We start from the raw sequence: 15,577 nt of genomic DNA on the forward strand, positions 1-15,577 counted from the left end.
AGCATGAAAATAAGAGGAGGACTACTATTATGAAAGTTGTACATACAAATAACGCTCCGGCAGCGATAGGACCTTATTCACAAGGAATCGTGGTAAACAATATGTTTTATAGCTCTGGCCAAATCGCATTAACGGCTGAAGGTGCAATGGTTGACGGAAATGTTGAGGCCCAGACACATCAGGTGTTTAATAACCTCAAGGCTGTTCTCGAAGAGGCTGGAGCATCCTTGGAAACCGTAATAAAGACAACTGTTTTTATTAAAAATATGGATGAATTTGCGGCAATAAATGAAGTGTATGGCCAATATTTTTCAAATCATAAACCAGCTAGATCAACGGTAGAGGTAGCACGCCTTCCCAAAGATGCGCTGGTTGAAATTGAAGTTGTAGCGCTTGTGAAATAATCACAGGCGTTTTTTAAAACGATGCCTTTTTAAACCGCCAGAATTGAAAAACCCGAATCTATTTGTTCGAAAAATTACCTGTAAAAAAATTTGTTCCAATTTTTTAAAAAATTTTACATTTGTTAGAAGGAGAATGTAAGGTGATTGTTGAATATTTAGTTTAAGGTTTTATTATGGGAGGAAAGGTGGTGAACATAGATGGAAGTGACTGATGTAAGGTTGCGCCGCGTAGCTACGGACGGCCGCATGAGAGCAATTGCCTCCATTACTTTGGATAATGAATTTGTTGTTCACGATATTCGTGTAATTGATGGCAATAACGGTTTATTTGTTGCTATGCCGAGCAAACGTACTCCGGATGGAGAGTTCCGGGATATTGCCCACCCAATTAATTCCTCTACACGCGGGAAAATCCAGGAAGCAGTTTTGGCAGAATACCATCGTTTAGGAGAATTAGAAGTAGTAGAATTAGAAGAAGCTGGAGCTTCCTAAATTATTAAAAGATTTGGCATCAAGAGCCTACTTCCCAAGTAAGGCTCTTTTTATTTGCTTATTTCCCTTGTTTTTCCCCTAATAAACCTCCTCTCTAAATATCTTTCTTATCACAAAAAAAGAGTAATCCTTGATGTGATTATCTAACAAAAATATGTACTTTATACCGACCCCTTGAAAAGCAGCCGGTTTTACTATAATATCTTTAATGGATAAAAAGGTAAAAATGGAGGCCTATGATGAGTAATCGTTACGCAATAATTTTGGCCGCGGGACAAGGTACCAGAATGAAATCCAAGCTTTATAAGGTTCTGCACCCTGTTTGCGGAAAACCTATGGTACAGCATGTAGTTGACCAAGTGGGTGAACTTAATATAGAACAAATCGTTACCATAATTGGGCATGGAGCTGAGCTCGTAAAGGAGCAGTTAGGGGATGCATGCCAATATGCCCTACAGGAGCAGCAATTAGGTACGGCACATGCGGTTATGCAGGCAGGAAGCCAATTATCTGGCAAGGACGGTACAACATTAGTGATTTGTGGAGATACTCCACTCATTAAGGCTGAAACTATGTCAGCTCTTATCAAGCAACATGAAGAACTGAAGGCAAAAGCAACTGTCTTGACGGCTACGACTGACAACCCTACTGGATATGGAAGAGTGATTCGTAATAAAGAAGGCCATGTAGAGAAGATTATAGAGCATAAAGATGCCACCGAAGAGGAACGGGAAATTAAAGAAATCAATACCGGTACCTATTGCTTTGATAATAAAGCCCTCTTCGAAGTATTAAAAAATGTGTCGAATGAAAATGCGCAGGGAGAATACTATCTTCCTGATGTAATAGAAATCCTGAAAAAACAAGGTGAAACAGTCACCGCTTACATGACTGGCGACTTTGAAGAAACGCTGGGTGTTAATGACCGGGTAGCCCTGGCTCAAGCAGAAAGAATATTAAAAAGGCGCATAAATGAATATCATATGAGGAACGGAGTTTCCATCATTGACCCAGACAATACGTATATAGAAACAGATGTTATGATCGGGCAGGATACGGTTATATATCCGGGTACCATGATTATGGGAAGCAGCAGGATCGGTGAAGATTGCATGATAGGACCGCACTCTGAAATTAAAGATTGTGAGATTGGAAACAATACGGTCATACGGCAATCTGTTGCCCATGACAGCCAAATCGGTTCGAATGTCAATATTGGCCCATTTGCACATATTCGTCCTCAATCAAACATTCATGACGAAGTGAAGATTGGAAACTTCGTCGAGATTAAGAAAACGATTTTCGGCAAAGGCAGTAAAGCTTCCCACTTAAGCTACATTGGAGATGCTGAAGTTGGGGAAGCCGTGAATATTGGTTGTGGATCGATCACAGTAAACTATGACGGAAAAAACAAGTATCTGACCAAAATTGAAGACGGTGTGTTCGTTGGTTGTAATTCTAATTTAGTCGCACCGGTGACAATCGGTAAAAACGCTTATGTGGCTGCCGGTTCTACGATTACCGAAGATGTTCCCGGCGAGGCACTTTCCATTGCCCGCGCCCGTCAAGTAAACAAGGAAAATTACGTCCAGAATTTAAATATCAATAAATAAAATCAGGTGGAGGTCCGTAATGTCCAATCAGTATTTAGATCCAAATTTGAAAGTCTTCTCTCTCAATTCCAACCTAAATTTAGCTCAAGAAATAGCTAAATCAATTGGTGTGGAACTTGGTAAATGTTCTGTCACCCGTTTTAGCGACGGTGAAATTCAGATAAATATTGAAGAAAGCATCCGCGGTTGTGATGTGTTTGTCATCCAATCTACAAGTGCGCCTGTCAATGAGCATATCATGGAACTCCTAATCATGATTGATGCCCTTAAGCGTGCTTCTGCTAAAACAATTAATATTGTAATGCCGTATTATGGGTATGCACGCCAGGACAGAAAAGCACGTGCACGTGAACCGATTACTGCCAAGTTAGTGGCGAATCTGTTGGAAACAGCAGGCGCAACCCGCGTTATTACTTTGGATCTACATGCTCCACAAATTCAGGGATTTTTTGATATCCTGATCGACCACTTGATGGGTGTACCAATTCTTGCTGATTACTTTAAGGCAAAAAATCTACAAGATATTATCATTGTGTCTCCAGACCATGGCGGTGTTGTCCGTGCTCGCAAGATGGCGGATCGCTTAAAGGCACCGATTGCGATTATCGATAAACGCCGTCCGCGCCCAAATGTTGCTGAAGTCATGAATATCGTTGGGAATATTGAGGGGAAAACAGCGATTCTGATTGATGACATCATTGACACTGCCGGTACGATTACTTTGGCTGCCAATGCCCTAGTAGAAAATGGCGCTGCTGAAGTTTATGCGTGCTGTACACATCCGGTACTCTCAGGCCCAGCGATTGAACGAATCCGAAACTCAAGAATTAAAGAGCTGGTTGTTACAAACACAATCGCGCTAAGCGAAGACAAAAAAATCGACAAGATTGTTGAATTGTCTGTGGCCCCTCTGATTGGGGAAGCTATTATACGTGTCCATGAAGAGCAATCTGTGAGCACGTTATTTGATTAAAAGACGTATTGAGAAAATAAGTTTCTTAGTGGAAAAGGTTTGCCAAAGAGGCAAGCCTTTTTCTTGCTGTTTGTTTGTGTTTGGTACTTCCTTAAAAAACTATGTTTAGCCTTTCCAAAAATAGGGCATTTTTAAATAATAGCGATCGAAATTCTATAAGGGAAGGTGTCAGAAATTGAGCAATTTGTTAGCTGCTAAAGAGCGTACAGGCCATCGTAGGTCTAATCTGACCATGCTTAGGGAAAATGGCGAGATCCCTGCTGTGTTATACGGAAACAAGAATGGGAGTACAGCAATATCAGTAAACAGCGCAGAATTACAAAAAACCATAAAAGAAGTGGGCAGAAACGGGATCATTTCCTTGGACCTCGGTGGAACTAATCACAATGTCATGCTCACGGATTACCAAATAGACCCGTTAAAACATGAGGTACTTCACGCGGATTTTCTCGTTGTTGATATGTCTACAGAAATAAATGCACAAGTCAGAGTACAGCTCGTCGGTGAATCAAACGGTGTGAAAGACGGAGGTGTGCTGCAGCAATCCCTCCACGAAGTATCTGTATCCGCAAAACCAAAGGAAATTCCGGAGGCAATTAATGTGGATGTCACTGACCTACAGGTAGGTTCCGTGATTACAATTGGAGATATTAAAGGAAATTACCGGATCGGTATTAATCATGAAGATGAAGAAGTGATTGCATCTGTCCTTCCTCCTAAACAGGAAGAAGAAATCAGCACCGGTGAACAGCAGGACGGAGGAATCCCTGAAAATGAGGAGGGCCGTGAAACACCTCCTTCACCAGAATCAGAATGAGGCAAATGATGAAATAATCATGGTATAATGGGCGTAACCGATCCAGGTTACGTCTTTTATAGTTCATATAGTAGAGTTTGCTGTAGGTCTTGAGCCGCTTGTTTTAAAATGGAAAGAAAGTTACGATTTTCTTGGTAAAGACGGTGAGTGTTGATGAAAATTTTTGTTGGATTAGGAAATCCAGGTAAACAATATGATAAAACAAGACATAATATAGGTTTTGAAGTGATCGATCGATTATCAGAGCTGTGGCAAATTCCATTGGATCAGGCTAAGCATAAAGGAATATATGGAACTGGAATGGTAAATGGCGAGAAAGTGTTATTGCTTAAGCCGCTGACATATATGAATCTGTCGGGGGAATCCATCTCGGCGGTAATGAATTTCTTTAAAGTGGAACGTGAAGATATCGTTGTTCTGTATGATGACCTCGATTTGCCTGTAGGCAGGATTCGATTGCGCCAAAAGGGAAGTGCAGGTGGTCATAATGGGATTAAATCCACAATAGCTCATCTTGATAGCCAGGAATTTAACCGGATTAGAATCGGGATTGGGCGCCCTATTGGCAGGATGCCGGTAGTAGATTATGTTCTAGGTCGCTTTTCTCAGGATGAATGGGGCGAGATGCGCAAAGTAGCGGAAAGATGTGCAGAAGCATGTGAACAGTGGACAAGAAAACCATTTTTACAGATAATGAATGAATATAATCAATAAATCTTCTGGCTTTAAAATTATGCTGTCTGCAATGAATAGGACTTTCCTATTTCGGTTTATACTAAGCATATTAAGCGAAATAGGGGGTTATTGGATGGCTCTCCATTACTATTGCAGGCATTGTTCGACGAAGCTTGGGACTATACGGGAGCACAAGCTGGATTCGGATCGGTTGGGATTTCATCAGCTGACTAATGAAGAACGTCAGGAAATGATCTCATATGATTCTGCTGGAGATATACATGTGAAAGCGATATGTGAAGACTGCCAGGAATCATTATTGAGGAATCCAGATCTTCACCAGCATGATTTTATAATTCAATAAGCGGGAGGAGCTTTGGGGAATCCAAAGCATTTTTCCGTTTATTTTCCTTTTTTATTTCAATTATTGTCCGAAATGAGTTTTTTATAAAATGGAGAGGAGGGACACATATGAATGGATTAAAGGACTTGTTCCAACAGAATGATGATTTGAAATCATTGATTTCTGGTATAGATGAAGGACTGAGGGAACAATTGATAGCAGGTTTGTCAGGATCTTCAAGATCATTGCTGATAGCTTCGGTTTACGAAGAGACAAACCGACCCATATTAGTAGTTACACATAATCTTCTGCAAGCGCAAAAGTTGTATGAGGATCTATCTGGTTTTTTACGCGAAGAGGAATTATATATATACCCTGCAAATGAACTGATCGCTGCAGAATTGAGTGTGGCGAGTCCGGAGCTCCGTGCCCAACGGATTGAGGCCTTAAATTACTGGTCCGGATCTACTAAAGGGATCGTTATTGTTCCGATCCCCGGCCTTCGTAAAATATTGCCGCCTAAGGATGTATGGAAAAAGTTTCAGATTACCTTAAAGGCTGGGGATGACCTTGATTTAGATGAAACATTGAATACATTCGTTTCTATGGGATATCAAAGGGGGGACATGGTCACTTCCCCAGGTGAATTCAGCTTGAGGGGTGGGATTATTGATATTTACCCCATTACTGAAAACAACCCGGTTCGTATTGAGCTATTCGATACAGAAATCGAATCCATCAGGTCATTTCGGGTAGAAGATCAGCGTTCCATGGAAAAGAGGTCGTCAGTTTTAATTGGTCCTGTTACCGAGGCATTGCTGGAGGCTGCGCATATTAAAAGCATTATTGAAAAGCTTGAAAACGGGCTTAGCAAGAGTTTAAAGAAACTAAAGGATGAAAAAGCAAAGGAACAAATGGTCCAAACCATTGGTCATGAATTGGAGCAGTTGAAAAATGGATCCACGCCGGATCAAATTTTCAAATATATGAGCCTTGCATATGAAACGCCAGCTAGTTTGATAGATTACCTTCCCGCAGGAGGGGTCGTAATACTGGACGAAATTAGCAGGATACAGGAAATCAATGAATCGCTTGAAAAGGAAGAAGCACAGTGGTATACCGACCTATTAAGCGAGGGGCGGGTCATACACGATATCAAATTGTCCCATAGGTTGCCTGATTTAATTATGGGTTCCAGGCGGCCGTTTGTATATCTGTCTCTTTTTTTACGGCATGTTCCGCATACCAATCCGCAAAACATCCTGAACTTTACTTGCAAACAAATGCAGAATTTCCATGGGCAAATGCATATGTTTAAATCCGAAATCGAGCGATGGAAAAAAGGGAAATTTGCCGTTGTAGTCCTTGGGCCAGATGAGGAAAGAGTAAAGAAATTGACCCGCGTGCTGGATGATTATGAAATTGAAGCTGCGGAGCTTTCAGAAGACAGCAGCATTCTTCCTGGGAAAATTCAAATTCTAAAAGGAAATTTAAACAGCGGATTTGAACTCCCGATGCAGAAGATTGCTGTAATCACGGAGCAGGAGCTATTTAATAAAAAAACGAAAAAGTCCATCAGACGGCAAAAGCTCTCCAATGCGGAGAGGATTAAAAGCTATTCAGAGCTTAAGGTGGGCGACTATGTTGTACACGTTAATCATGGGATTGGCAAGTACCTCGGGATTGAAACTCTCAGCATAAACGGTATCCATAAAGACTATCTCCATATCCGTTACCAAGGTGATGACAAGCTTTATGTTCCTGTAGACCAAATTGATTTAGTTCAAAAGTATGTCGGATCTGAAGGAAAAGAGCCCAAGCTGTATAAACTTGGCGGAAGTGAATGGAAACGCGTAAAAAGCAAGGTACAGTCATCCGTTCAAAATATTGCGGATGACTTGATTAAGCTTTATGCCGAGCGGGAAGCAGCACAAGGCTATGCCTTTTCGCCTGACGGAGATATGCAAAGAGAATTTGAATCAGCATTTGTTTATAATGAAACGGAAGACCAAATCCGCTCCATCCATGAAATTAAAAGGGATATGGAGCGATTGAGGCCAATGGATCGTCTTCTATGTGGCGATGTAGGGTATGGGAAGACTGAAGTGGCGATCAGGGCAGCTTTCAAGGCTATCATGGATGGAAAGCAGGTCGCCTTCCTTGTACCAACAACTATATTAGCTCAGCAGCATTTTGAAACACTAAGGGAGCGATTCCAGGATTATCCGATCAATATTGGGCTTTTAAGCAGGTTCCGTACAAGAAAACAACAAACAGAAACCACCAAGGGGTTAAAAGCGGGATCCGTAGACATTGTGGTCGGTACTCATCGGCTTCTGTCAAAAGACATCACTTATCATGACCTTGGGCTTTTGATCATCGACGAAGAACAACGATTTGGCGTAACACATAAGGAAAAGATCAAACGTCTTAAAACGAATGTAGATGTGCTGACGTTGACAGCGACTCCAATTCCAAGAACACTTCATATGTCCATGCTGGGTGTTAGGGATCTGTCCGTGATCGAGACTCCTCCAGAAAACCGCTTTCCTGTACAAACCTATGTGATGGAATATAACGGAGGCCTTGTTCGGGAAGCAATCGAGAGAGAATTGGCCCGGGATGGTCAGGTTTATTTCCTTTACAACAGGGTAGAAGATATAGCAAGAAAAGCAGAAGAAATTTCCATGTTGGTCCCGGATGCCCGTGTAACCTTTGCCCACGGCAAAATGACCGAGCAAGAATTGGAATCTGTAATGTTCGGTTTTTTGGAAGGAGAATACGATGTACTGGTCAGTACAACCATAATTGAAACCGGCGTTGACATCCCAAATGTCAATACGCTGATTGTTCATGATGCCGATCGAATGGGGCTTTCCCAGCTTTATCAGCTTCGTGGACGTGTAGGGCGTTCCAATCGGGTTGCCTATGCTTATTTCACATACCGGAAGGACAAGGTGCTTACCGAAGTTGCTGAAAAAAGGCTACAGGCAATAAAGGAATTCACTGAATTGGGGTCGGGCTTCAAAATTGCGATGCGCGATTTATCCATCCGGGGAGCGGGGAACTTGCTAGGGGCAGAACAGCATGGGTTTATTGATTCCGTCGGGTTTGATTTATACTCACAAATGCTGAAGGAAGCAGTCGAAGCACGGAAGACTGATAAGCCTGTGGAAGAACATCCTCGACTTGAAATTGATCTCGATGTAGATGCCTACATCCCTGATTCATATATTTCTGACGGACACCAAAAGATTGAGATGTATAAAAGGTTCAGAGGTATTTCATCGCTTGAGGAATTAGAAGAGCTCCAGGAAGAAATGCTCGATCGTTTTGGAGAATATCCAGAACAGGTTGCTTACTTATTCTTAATTGCCGAGGCAAAGATTTTTGCTATCCAGGCAGGGATTGAAAGTATTAAGCAGGTGAAGCAGGATGTTTCCATACTCATCTCTGAAAAAGCAAGCAGCAATATAGATGGCCAGAAAGTATTTACATTAGGTTCCAAATACGGGCGGATGATTGGCCTTGGCATGGAAGGAAATAGGATGAAGCTCGTTCTCCATACCAAGGGGGTCGCCGCCGATAAGTGGCTTCAAGTTTTGTTTGAGCTGGTCAAAGGGTTACAGGACGTAAAACGGGAGAATCAAACAACCGCATAATCCTGACAAACCCTGATACTATGTTAAGGTCCCAGACAATGCCCTCGCCTGGGACCTGCCATAGGAAAGAAAAATTAAGGGTAAAATGTATAGAACTTTCCATAAGAAAAATAATAAGTTCAAGAATGGTAATGGTTTTAGAAAAAGGGTGGAATCATAATCATCACCAAAATCAATTTAGATGAAAGTGAGGCAACACAAGATGAAAGCAACTGGTATCGTTCGCCGAATTGATGATTTAGGAAGAGTTGTTATTCCAAAAGAGATCCGCAGGACTCTTCGCATCCGAGAAGGAGACCCATTAGAGATCTTTGTAGACAGGGACGGAGAAGTGATTCTAAAAAAATACTCTCCAATCAGTGAATTAAGTGATTTTGCTAAAGAATACGCAGAAGCTTTATATGATAGCCTGGGCAACCCAGTTTTAATCTGTGATCGTGATACATTCATCGCTGTTGCTGGCGGTTCTAAAAAAGATTATCTTAATAAAAGCATCAGTGATCTAGTGGAAAAGTCAATGGAAGACCGTAGTTCTACAATTGAGACTAAGACAGGCACCATCGCTTTGGTCGAGGGAAATGATGAAGACGTACAATCTTATACAATCGGACCAATCGTTGCAAACGGTGATCCAATTGGGGCAGTAGTCATTTACTCTAAAGAAGGTACAGTAGGTGAAGTGGAACAAAAAGCAGTAGAAACAGCAGCGGGATTTTTGGCAAGACAGATGGAATCATAAATAGGCGGGCCTCTTGTAGGACTCCGCTTACATACGTAATAAAACAGGGCAGCGCTCAGCTGCCCTTTAAATTTGTCAAAGGGGGTATGACCCCCCAATGGTTTAACTTGTCACCATACCAGGAGACTGCCCGTGAAGGTTCTTATGTTATAATACAACCACATCGTAGATAGAAGGGAATTGGGGATGGCTGTGAATTCGACAAAAGAGCTGTTTAGGGGAGCTGTAATCCTGAGTGTTGCTTCTATTTTCATGAAGATTCTTAGCGCGCTGTACAGGATTCCATACCAGAATATTGCGGGTGATATCGGATTTTATATATATCAACAGGTTTACCCTTTTTATGGTATTGCGGTTGCATTATCAACCCTCGGTTTTCCGATGGCAATATCAAAAATGGTTGCAGAACGGCATGATTCTAAAATAACGCTAAAGGAAATAATGCTGACATCATTGGCCCTATTAAGTGTGATGGGCATGCTATTCTTTTTGGCCCTTTATTTTGGTGCTGAATTTATTGCAGGCCAGATGAATGATCACCGTCTGGTTCAACTCATTCAGATAGCCGCGTTCTCCTTTTTGATAATGCCCATCGTTTCCGTAGCGAGAGGGTATTATCAAGGAATATATGATATGGTCCCGACAGCGGTATCCCAGGTTTCTGAACAACTGGTACGTGTGGGTGCAATCCTGTTGCTCTCTTTTATCCTTATTGAACAAGGATATTCATTATATCAAGCAGGAGCAGGAGCTGTTTTTGGTTCAGTGATAGGCGGGGTCATGGGAATTATCGTTCTGATAACATTTATGTCGGTCAGGAAAGACTGGAACAACGTAATGCAATCCGGATTGCGGACAGGTCGCATCTTAACCGTGGCAAAAACCATTTTTTTATATGGTGTAACATTTAGTGTTACAAGCTTGATCCTGGTCTTGTTCCAACTTGTCGATTCCATGAACCTTTATATGCTACTAAGAAAAAGCGGTTTAGGAACAGTGTCGGCTAAGGAATGGAAAGGTATATATGACAGAGGCCAACCGCTGATCCAGCTTGGAACAGTGGTTTCCAATTCAATTGCTCTATCTCTCGTGCCCGTACTATCAGGATATATAGCCAAGAGGAAAAAAAGTGAAATCAACCATATGATTAAATTGGTGTTAATCATAAGCCTGACGTTTGGAACAGCAGCTTCCATCGGCCTGATTTGCATTATGGAGCCTGTTAATTATATGCTTTTTACAGACACGAAAGGATCATCGACGCTTGCTGTCCTGTCTGTTTCCATACTTTTCACTTCTTTAATTATGGCCCAAGCCTCGGTATTGCAAAGTATGGGCCATACCATGGAAACGATGCTAATTCTATTAGCGGGTATTCTAACCAAGTGGTTTTTAAACCTGTTGTTAGTACCACAGTATCAAATAATGGGCGCTGCCCTCGCTACGGTCCTTGGTTTTTTTCTAATGTCTTTTCTGTTGTTCATAGTTTTAAAAAAGAGGGTTAGTCAGCCATTTTTTGATAAAAAACAGTTGTGGATTCTCCTGATTGCAACATTATCGATGACGATGGTACTTTTTCTGATTAATGAGCTTGTTAACGGAATCCTTGGACAAATCGGTATCAGCAGAAGTATCGCTGCGTTCCAGGCATTGGGTAGTGCGGCTGTTGGTGGATTCCTGTTTATAGCTGTAATTATACGCCAGGGAATGTTCACTAGCAGTGAACTGTATATGGTACCTTTTGGAACTAAACTGGCATTTTTATTGCCAAAAAACAAATCATGAAGGGATTAATTAAAATGGGAAATGCAATAACCATCATAGGCCTGGGAGCCGGTGATTTAGATCAGCTTCCTCTTGGCGTCTATAAAAGGCTAAAAAATGCTTCGAATTGCCTGGTGCGCACGATGGATCACCCTGTTGTCAATGAATTGGCCGCCGAAGGTTTATTATTTGAGAGCTTTGATAAAATTTATGAAAAATACGACACGTTTGAAATGGTATATGAAGAGATATCAGAAATCGTTCTTGACAGGGCAGGACAGGAAGACGTTGTTTATGCAGTGCCCGGACACCCCATGGTAGCAGAGAAAACGGTTCAGCTGTTGTTGGAGAAAGGGCCAAAACGCGATATCGAAATAAAAATGGAAGGTGGACAAAGCTTCCTAGATGCTTTATTCCTTGCTGTAAAAATTGATCCGATTGACGGATTTCAACTGTTGGATGGCACGGCTCTTTCACGGGATGATCTAAAAACAGACCAGCATATGATAATTGGACAGGTGTATGATCAATTTACGGCTTCAGATGTGAAGCTGACCTTAATGGAGAAGCTGCCGGATGATCATGAAGTGATGATAGTAAGAGCTGCCGGAAGTAAAGACCAAACCATAAAGAAAGTACCTCTGTATGAATTGGACAGGAATATGGAGGAATTAAGCAATGTAACTAGTGTTTATGTTCCTCCCGTTACAAATGAAGCACACCTTTATAAGGAATTCTCTAAATTGCGAGAAATCATTGCACAGCTAAGGGGACCAGATGGATGTCCTTGGGATAAAAAACAAACTCATGCCAGTTTGAAGCCCTACTTAATTGAGGAAGCTTATGAATTGATTGATGCTATCGATGATGAAGATGACGAATCAATGATTGGAGAGCTTGGTGATGTGTTACTTCAGGTACTGCTGCATTCCCAAATAGCCGAAGATGAAGGAATGTTTACCATAGATGATGTTGTAGAAGAAATTTCTGCAAAAATGGTACGCCGGCACCCGCATGTTTTTGGAGATGTAAAAGTATCAGGAACCGAGGATGTCTTGAAAAACTGGCAAGAGATCAAAGCTGAAGAGAAATTGGGGAAGGAATCAAATAAAAAATCTTTGCTTTATGATGTAGGCAAGTCACTGCCGAGCCTTATCCGAGGTCATGAATTGCAAAAGCGTGCCGCTAAAGTAGGATTTGATTGGCCGGATATCGAGGGAGCCCTAGAAAAAGTAAAAGAGGAAGTAGCGGAACTTGAAATCGAACTGAAGATGGACCACAATATAGAAAAGATCAAGAATGAGCTTGGCGATCTCTTCTTTGCACTTGTGAATGTAGCTAGGTTTTATGGAATACAGGCGGAAGAGGCAATGAACGCCACAAACCGGAAGTTCTACAATCGCTTTACATATATAGAGAACCGGGTCAAACAAAGCGGCAAAAGCTTTGATGATTTTTCCCTAGACCAATTAGACCAATGGTGGGAAGAAGCAAAAACAAAGGGATATTAAGGTGGGAACTAATTAATATGACAATGAGATTGGATAAATTTCTTAAGGTTTCAAGATTGATTAAGCGACGTACACTTGCCAAGGAAGTTGCCGATAAGGGAAGAGTTTTTATAAACGGCCAACAGGCAAAGGCTAGTTCAACCGTTAAGGTCGGAGATGAATTGTCCGTCCAGTTTGGGCAGAAAAAAGTTACGGTTGTCATCAATCGAATTCAGGATACAACAAAAAAAGAAGAAGCTGCTGATATGTACACCGTCATCAAGGAAGAGAAAACAGTTGAAGAGAACCCGCTGTAACAGGCTTGTTCTAATTCCCTTACTTACACATATACTTGTACAAAATGTGTTAATGTGAGGGATGAGAATGAGCCAATATTTTGACCCGGCACAAAACAGTACAAAGGCAGTTCCAGAACATGATGTGGTAATGAGAGGGCGCCGCTTGTTGGAAATAACTGGCGTTAAACAAGTAGAAAGTTTCGATAACGAGGAATTCCTGCTAGAGACCGTCATGGGGTTTTTATCGATTAGGGGCCAGAACCTGCAAATGAAAAATCTTGACGTCGATAAAGGAATCGTGTCCATTAAAGGAAAAATCTTTGATCTCGTATACTTGGACGACCAATCAGGAGAAAAGGCTAAAGGGTTCTTTGGCAAGTTGTTCAAATGACGTTAACCGTACAATTTTACACTCTTTTGGCGATGATTGGGATGGGCAGTTATTTTGGGGCTGCCCTGGATACGTACAATCGTTTTTTACAGAGGTCAAAGAGGAAAAGCTGGATTGTTTTTATCAATGATTTTCTTTTTTGGATCGTCCAAGGTTTAATCATTTTTTATGTTTTGTTTTTGGTTAATGAAGGAGAACTAAGGTTATATTCTTTTGTTGCTTTGTTTTGTGGTTTTTCTGCGTACCAGGCTCTAATGAAAGGCGTATTTTTAAAATGCCTGGAAGCAGTAATCCATTTAATTATTGTGACGGCAAACTTTTTTATAAAATCATTTCAAACTCTCATATACCATCCGATAAAATGGTTGGTAAGCGGAATTATACTTTTGATAACTGGCCTGGTTAAAGGGATTTATTCTCTTTTTTGCTGGTTTCTGAAGATGATATACTCAGTTGTTAAAATCATTACAAAACCGATCATCTGGATATTTACGGAAGTTTGGAATTTACTGCCGAAATCTGTTACAAAAAACATTGGGAAGATTTATAATAGAATTACAGGATTTTTTTACAAAATAAAGAAATTTATTAAGAGAACTGTAGAGAAGTGGAGAAATAAATAAGGAGTGATAAAATGGGGAGCCTCAGGAAGAGGAACGTGGCGAAAATCGAATCACCTTTTGTACAGCAGCACGAAAAGCAGGTACAAGCAGTGGTCAATAAAAAGCGCGGCCTCGTTCGCCGGCTAACTTTATACGCCGTTTGTGCTGCCATTCTTTCTGTCCTGGCTGTCTCTGCGATGATATCACAGGCCGCTGCATTAGAGGAAAAGGAACAAAAGAAAGAACAGTTGGAACAAAAGCTTGCGGAGCTTAAAAGAAGTGAAGAGCTGTTAAACGAAGAAATTGTCAAACTCAACGATGAAGAATATATCGCCAAATTGGCCAGAAGAGATTACTTTTTATCCGATAAAGGTGAAATTATTTTTAATCTGCCTAAAAAAAAGGAAGACAGTGACTGATATTGACACTGTTTTTTTCCTTTCGTTATAATATAATATAAAGTGAGTTTTAACATTTCTAAGGAGGAACATTTTTTTTATGTCAATTGAAGTAGGCAGCAAGTTACAGGGTAAAGTAACAGGCATTACTAATTTTGGGGCGTTCGTCGAGTTGCCGGAAGGGTCTACTGGCCTTGTTCATATCAGCGAGGTCGCTGACAATTATGTAAAAGACATCAATGATCATCTCAAAGTTGGTGACCAGGTAGAAGTCAAAGTCATCAATATTGATAACGGTAAAATCGGCTTATCTATCAAAAAGGCAAAAGACAGGCCAGAAGGACAGTCTTCTTATACACAACGCCCACGCCATGGAAGAGGAAATGACAATCGTTCCAAGGACTTCCGTTCAAAGGATAATTTCCGTCCCAAAGAAAACTTTGAACAAAAAATGGCGCGTTTCTTAAAAGATAGTGAAGACCGCTTATCCTCTCTCAAGCGTAATACCGAAACCAAACGGGGAGGCAGAGGAGGAAGACGCGGGTAAACCTGCTGCTGAAAAAAAAGTTAAGCAATTTTCCTATAAATTTTTCATTGATATATATAAAGGCAGACTCTCCATTTACAAGGAAGTCTGCCTTCTTTGTTTTCGGTTTTTAATGTAATTAAATAAGCTATTTACGGTTATCAAATGACTTATATGCCAGTTTAAAAATGCAAGCATACATATAAAAAAACACCTCGAACATTCGAGGTGTACCGTTTTGTAAATGACCCGTACGGGATTCGAACCCGTGTTACCGCCGTGAAAGGGCGGTGTCTTAACCGCTTGACCAACGGGCCAAATTTTACCATGAATATAAGACAAAATAAAAACCCCAATTTTTGGGGTTGCCTGGCAACGTCCTACTCTCG

Annotated in this window: 16 protein-coding genes and 1 tRNA gene; 16 read left to right on the top strand and 1 reads right to left on the bottom strand. The window is 41.1% G+C overall.

What is annotated here, in order from left to right:
- The first annotated feature begins 26 nt into the window (after positions 1–26).
- The 16 genes from CUU64_RS17840 to CUU64_RS17915 all read left to right on the top strand — a co-directional run bounded on the left by CUU64_RS17840 (position 27) and on the right by CUU64_RS17915 (position 15,209).
- Positions 27–404, top strand: a complete 378-nt coding sequence (locus CUU64_RS17840) for a RidA family protein (protein WP_180954662.1) — start codon at positions 27–29, stop codon at positions 402–404.
- A gap of 198 nt (positions 405–602) precedes the next feature.
- Complete coding sequence (spoVG, locus tag CUU64_RS17845) at positions 603–896, top strand: septation regulator SpoVG (protein ID WP_101634992.1); 294 nt, start codon at positions 603–605, stop codon at positions 894–896.
- A gap of 239 nt (positions 897–1,135) precedes the next feature.
- Positions 1,136–2,509: a bifunctional UDP-N-acetylglucosamine diphosphorylase/glucosamine-1-phosphate N-acetyltransferase GlmU gene (gene glmU / locus CUU64_RS17850; protein ID WP_101634993.1), complete on the top strand. Its 1,374-nt coding sequence runs from the start codon at positions 1,136–1,138 to the stop codon at positions 2,507–2,509.
- 19 nt (positions 2,510–2,528) lie between these two features.
- Entirely contained in the window at positions 2,529–3,482 is a 954-nt protein-coding gene (locus CUU64_RS17855) for a ribose-phosphate diphosphokinase (RefSeq protein ID WP_101634994.1), read from the top strand.
- A gap of 175 nt (positions 3,483–3,657) precedes the next feature.
- Entirely contained in the window at positions 3,658–4,299 is a 642-nt protein-coding gene (locus CUU64_RS17860; RefSeq protein ID WP_101634995.1) for a 50S ribosomal protein L25/general stress protein Ctc, read from the top strand.
- A gap of 153 nt (positions 4,300–4,452) precedes the next feature.
- On the top strand, positions 4,453–5,013 hold the full coding sequence (gene pth / locus CUU64_RS17865) for an aminoacyl-tRNA hydrolase (protein ID WP_101634996.1): 561 nt from the start codon (positions 4,453–4,455) through the stop codon (positions 5,011–5,013).
- A 94-nt stretch (positions 5,014–5,107) separates the two neighbouring features.
- The gene (gene fin / locus CUU64_RS17870; RefSeq protein ID WP_101634997.1) at positions 5,108–5,338 is read left to right on the top strand and encodes an anti-sigma-F factor Fin; all 231 of its coding nucleotides are present in this window, start codon (positions 5,108–5,110) and stop codon (positions 5,336–5,338) included.
- Positions 5,339–5,445: 107 nt separating this feature from the next.
- Positions 5,446–8,979, top strand: coding sequence for a transcription-repair coupling factor (gene mfd / locus CUU64_RS17875; RefSeq protein WP_101634998.1), 3,534 nt, complete (start codon positions 5,446–5,448; stop codon positions 8,977–8,979).
- 202 nt (positions 8,980–9,181) lie between these two features.
- Positions 9,182–9,718, top strand: coding sequence for a stage V sporulation protein T (gene spoVT, locus CUU64_RS17880; protein ID WP_101634999.1), 537 nt, complete (start codon positions 9,182–9,184; stop codon positions 9,716–9,718).
- A 186-nt stretch (positions 9,719–9,904) separates the two neighbouring features.
- A complete protein-coding gene (locus tag CUU64_RS17885; protein ID WP_101635000.1) occupies positions 9,905–11,503 on the top strand; it encodes a putative polysaccharide biosynthesis protein in 1,599 nt (532 codons plus the stop codon).
- A gap of 14 nt (positions 11,504–11,517) precedes the next feature.
- Complete coding sequence (yabN, locus tag CUU64_RS17890; RefSeq protein ID WP_101635001.1) at positions 11,518–12,993, top strand: bifunctional methyltransferase/pyrophosphohydrolase YabN; 1,476 nt, start codon at positions 11,518–11,520, stop codon at positions 12,991–12,993.
- A gap of 23 nt (positions 12,994–13,016) precedes the next feature.
- Positions 13,017–13,289 carry an RNA-binding S4 domain-containing protein gene (locus tag CUU64_RS17895; protein ID WP_101635011.1) on the top strand — a complete coding sequence of 91 codons (273 nt, stop codon included), beginning with the start codon at positions 13,017–13,019 and terminating at the stop codon, positions 13,287–13,289.
- A gap of 67 nt (positions 13,290–13,356) precedes the next feature.
- Positions 13,357–13,662, top strand: coding sequence for a sporulation protein YabP (yabP, locus tag CUU64_RS17900; protein WP_101635002.1), 306 nt, complete (start codon positions 13,357–13,359; stop codon positions 13,660–13,662).
- Positions 13,663–13,703: 41 nt separating this feature from the next.
- Entirely contained in the window at positions 13,704–14,285 is a 582-nt protein-coding gene (gene yabQ, locus CUU64_RS17905) for a spore cortex biosynthesis protein YabQ (protein ID WP_374702736.1), read from the top strand.
- A gap of 35 nt (positions 14,286–14,320) precedes the next feature.
- Positions 14,321–14,683 carry an FtsB family cell division protein gene (locus tag CUU64_RS17910; RefSeq protein ID WP_308302392.1) on the top strand — a complete coding sequence of 121 codons (363 nt, stop codon included), beginning with the start codon at positions 14,321–14,323 and terminating at the stop codon, positions 14,681–14,683.
- A gap of 79 nt (positions 14,684–14,762) precedes the next feature.
- Complete coding sequence (locus tag CUU64_RS17915) at positions 14,763–15,209, top strand: S1 domain-containing RNA-binding protein (protein WP_101635006.1); 447 nt, start codon at positions 14,763–14,765, stop codon at positions 15,207–15,209.
- A 224-nt stretch (positions 15,210–15,433) separates the two neighbouring features.
- On the opposite strand, the gene CUU64_RS17920 is transcribed toward CUU64_RS17915, so the two are convergent.
- Positions 15,434–15,505: transfer RNA gene (locus CUU64_RS17920), tRNA-Glu, on the bottom strand.
- Positions 15,506–15,577 lie beyond the last annotated feature (72 nt).

This window comes from Bacillus sp. V5-8f (genome assembly GCF_002863565.1).
Classification (GTDB): Bacteria; Bacillota; Bacilli; order Bacillales; family DSM-1321; genus Peribacillus.

Bases quoted from the DNA above. Each gene is read 5' to 3' on its own strand.
- spoVT (WP_101634999.1), top strand. From the start codon at position 9,182: ATGAAAGCAACTGGTATCGTTCGCCGAATTGATGATTTAGGAAGAGTT.
- yabN (WP_101635001.1), top strand. From the start codon at position 11,518: ATGGGAAATGCAATAACCATCATAGGCCTGGGAGCCGGTGATTTAGAT.
- fin (WP_101634997.1), top strand. From the start codon at position 5,108: ATGGCTCTCCATTACTATTGCAGGCATTGTTCGACGAAGCTTGGGACT.
- yabQ (WP_374702736.1), top strand. From the start codon at position 13,704: ATGGGCAGTTATTTTGGGGCTGCCCTGGATACGTACAATCGTTTTTTA.
- spoVG (WP_101634992.1), top strand. From the start codon at position 603: ATGGAAGTGACTGATGTAAGGTTGCGCCGCGTAGCTACGGACGGCCGC.
- glmU (WP_101634993.1), top strand. From the start codon at position 1,136: ATGAGTAATCGTTACGCAATAATTTTGGCCGCGGGACAAGGTACCAGA.
- mfd (WP_101634998.1), top strand. From the start codon at position 5,446: ATGAATGGATTAAAGGACTTGTTCCAACAGAATGATGATTTGAAATCA.
- CUU64_RS17895 (WP_101635011.1), top strand. From the start codon at position 13,017: ATGAGATTGGATAAATTTCTTAAGGTTTCAAGATTGATTAAGCGACGT.
- CUU64_RS17915 (WP_101635006.1), top strand. From the start codon at position 14,763: ATGTCAATTGAAGTAGGCAGCAAGTTACAGGGTAAAGTAACAGGCATT.
- yabP (WP_101635002.1), top strand. From the start codon at position 13,357: ATGAGCCAATATTTTGACCCGGCACAAAACAGTACAAAGGCAGTTCCA.
- CUU64_RS17855 (WP_101634994.1), top strand. From the start codon at position 2,529: ATGTCCAATCAGTATTTAGATCCAAATTTGAAAGTCTTCTCTCTCAAT.
- CUU64_RS17885 (WP_101635000.1), top strand. From the start codon at position 9,905: ATGGCTGTGAATTCGACAAAAGAGCTGTTTAGGGGAGCTGTAATCCTG.
- pth (WP_101634996.1), top strand. From the start codon at position 4,453: ATGAAAATTTTTGTTGGATTAGGAAATCCAGGTAAACAATATGATAAA.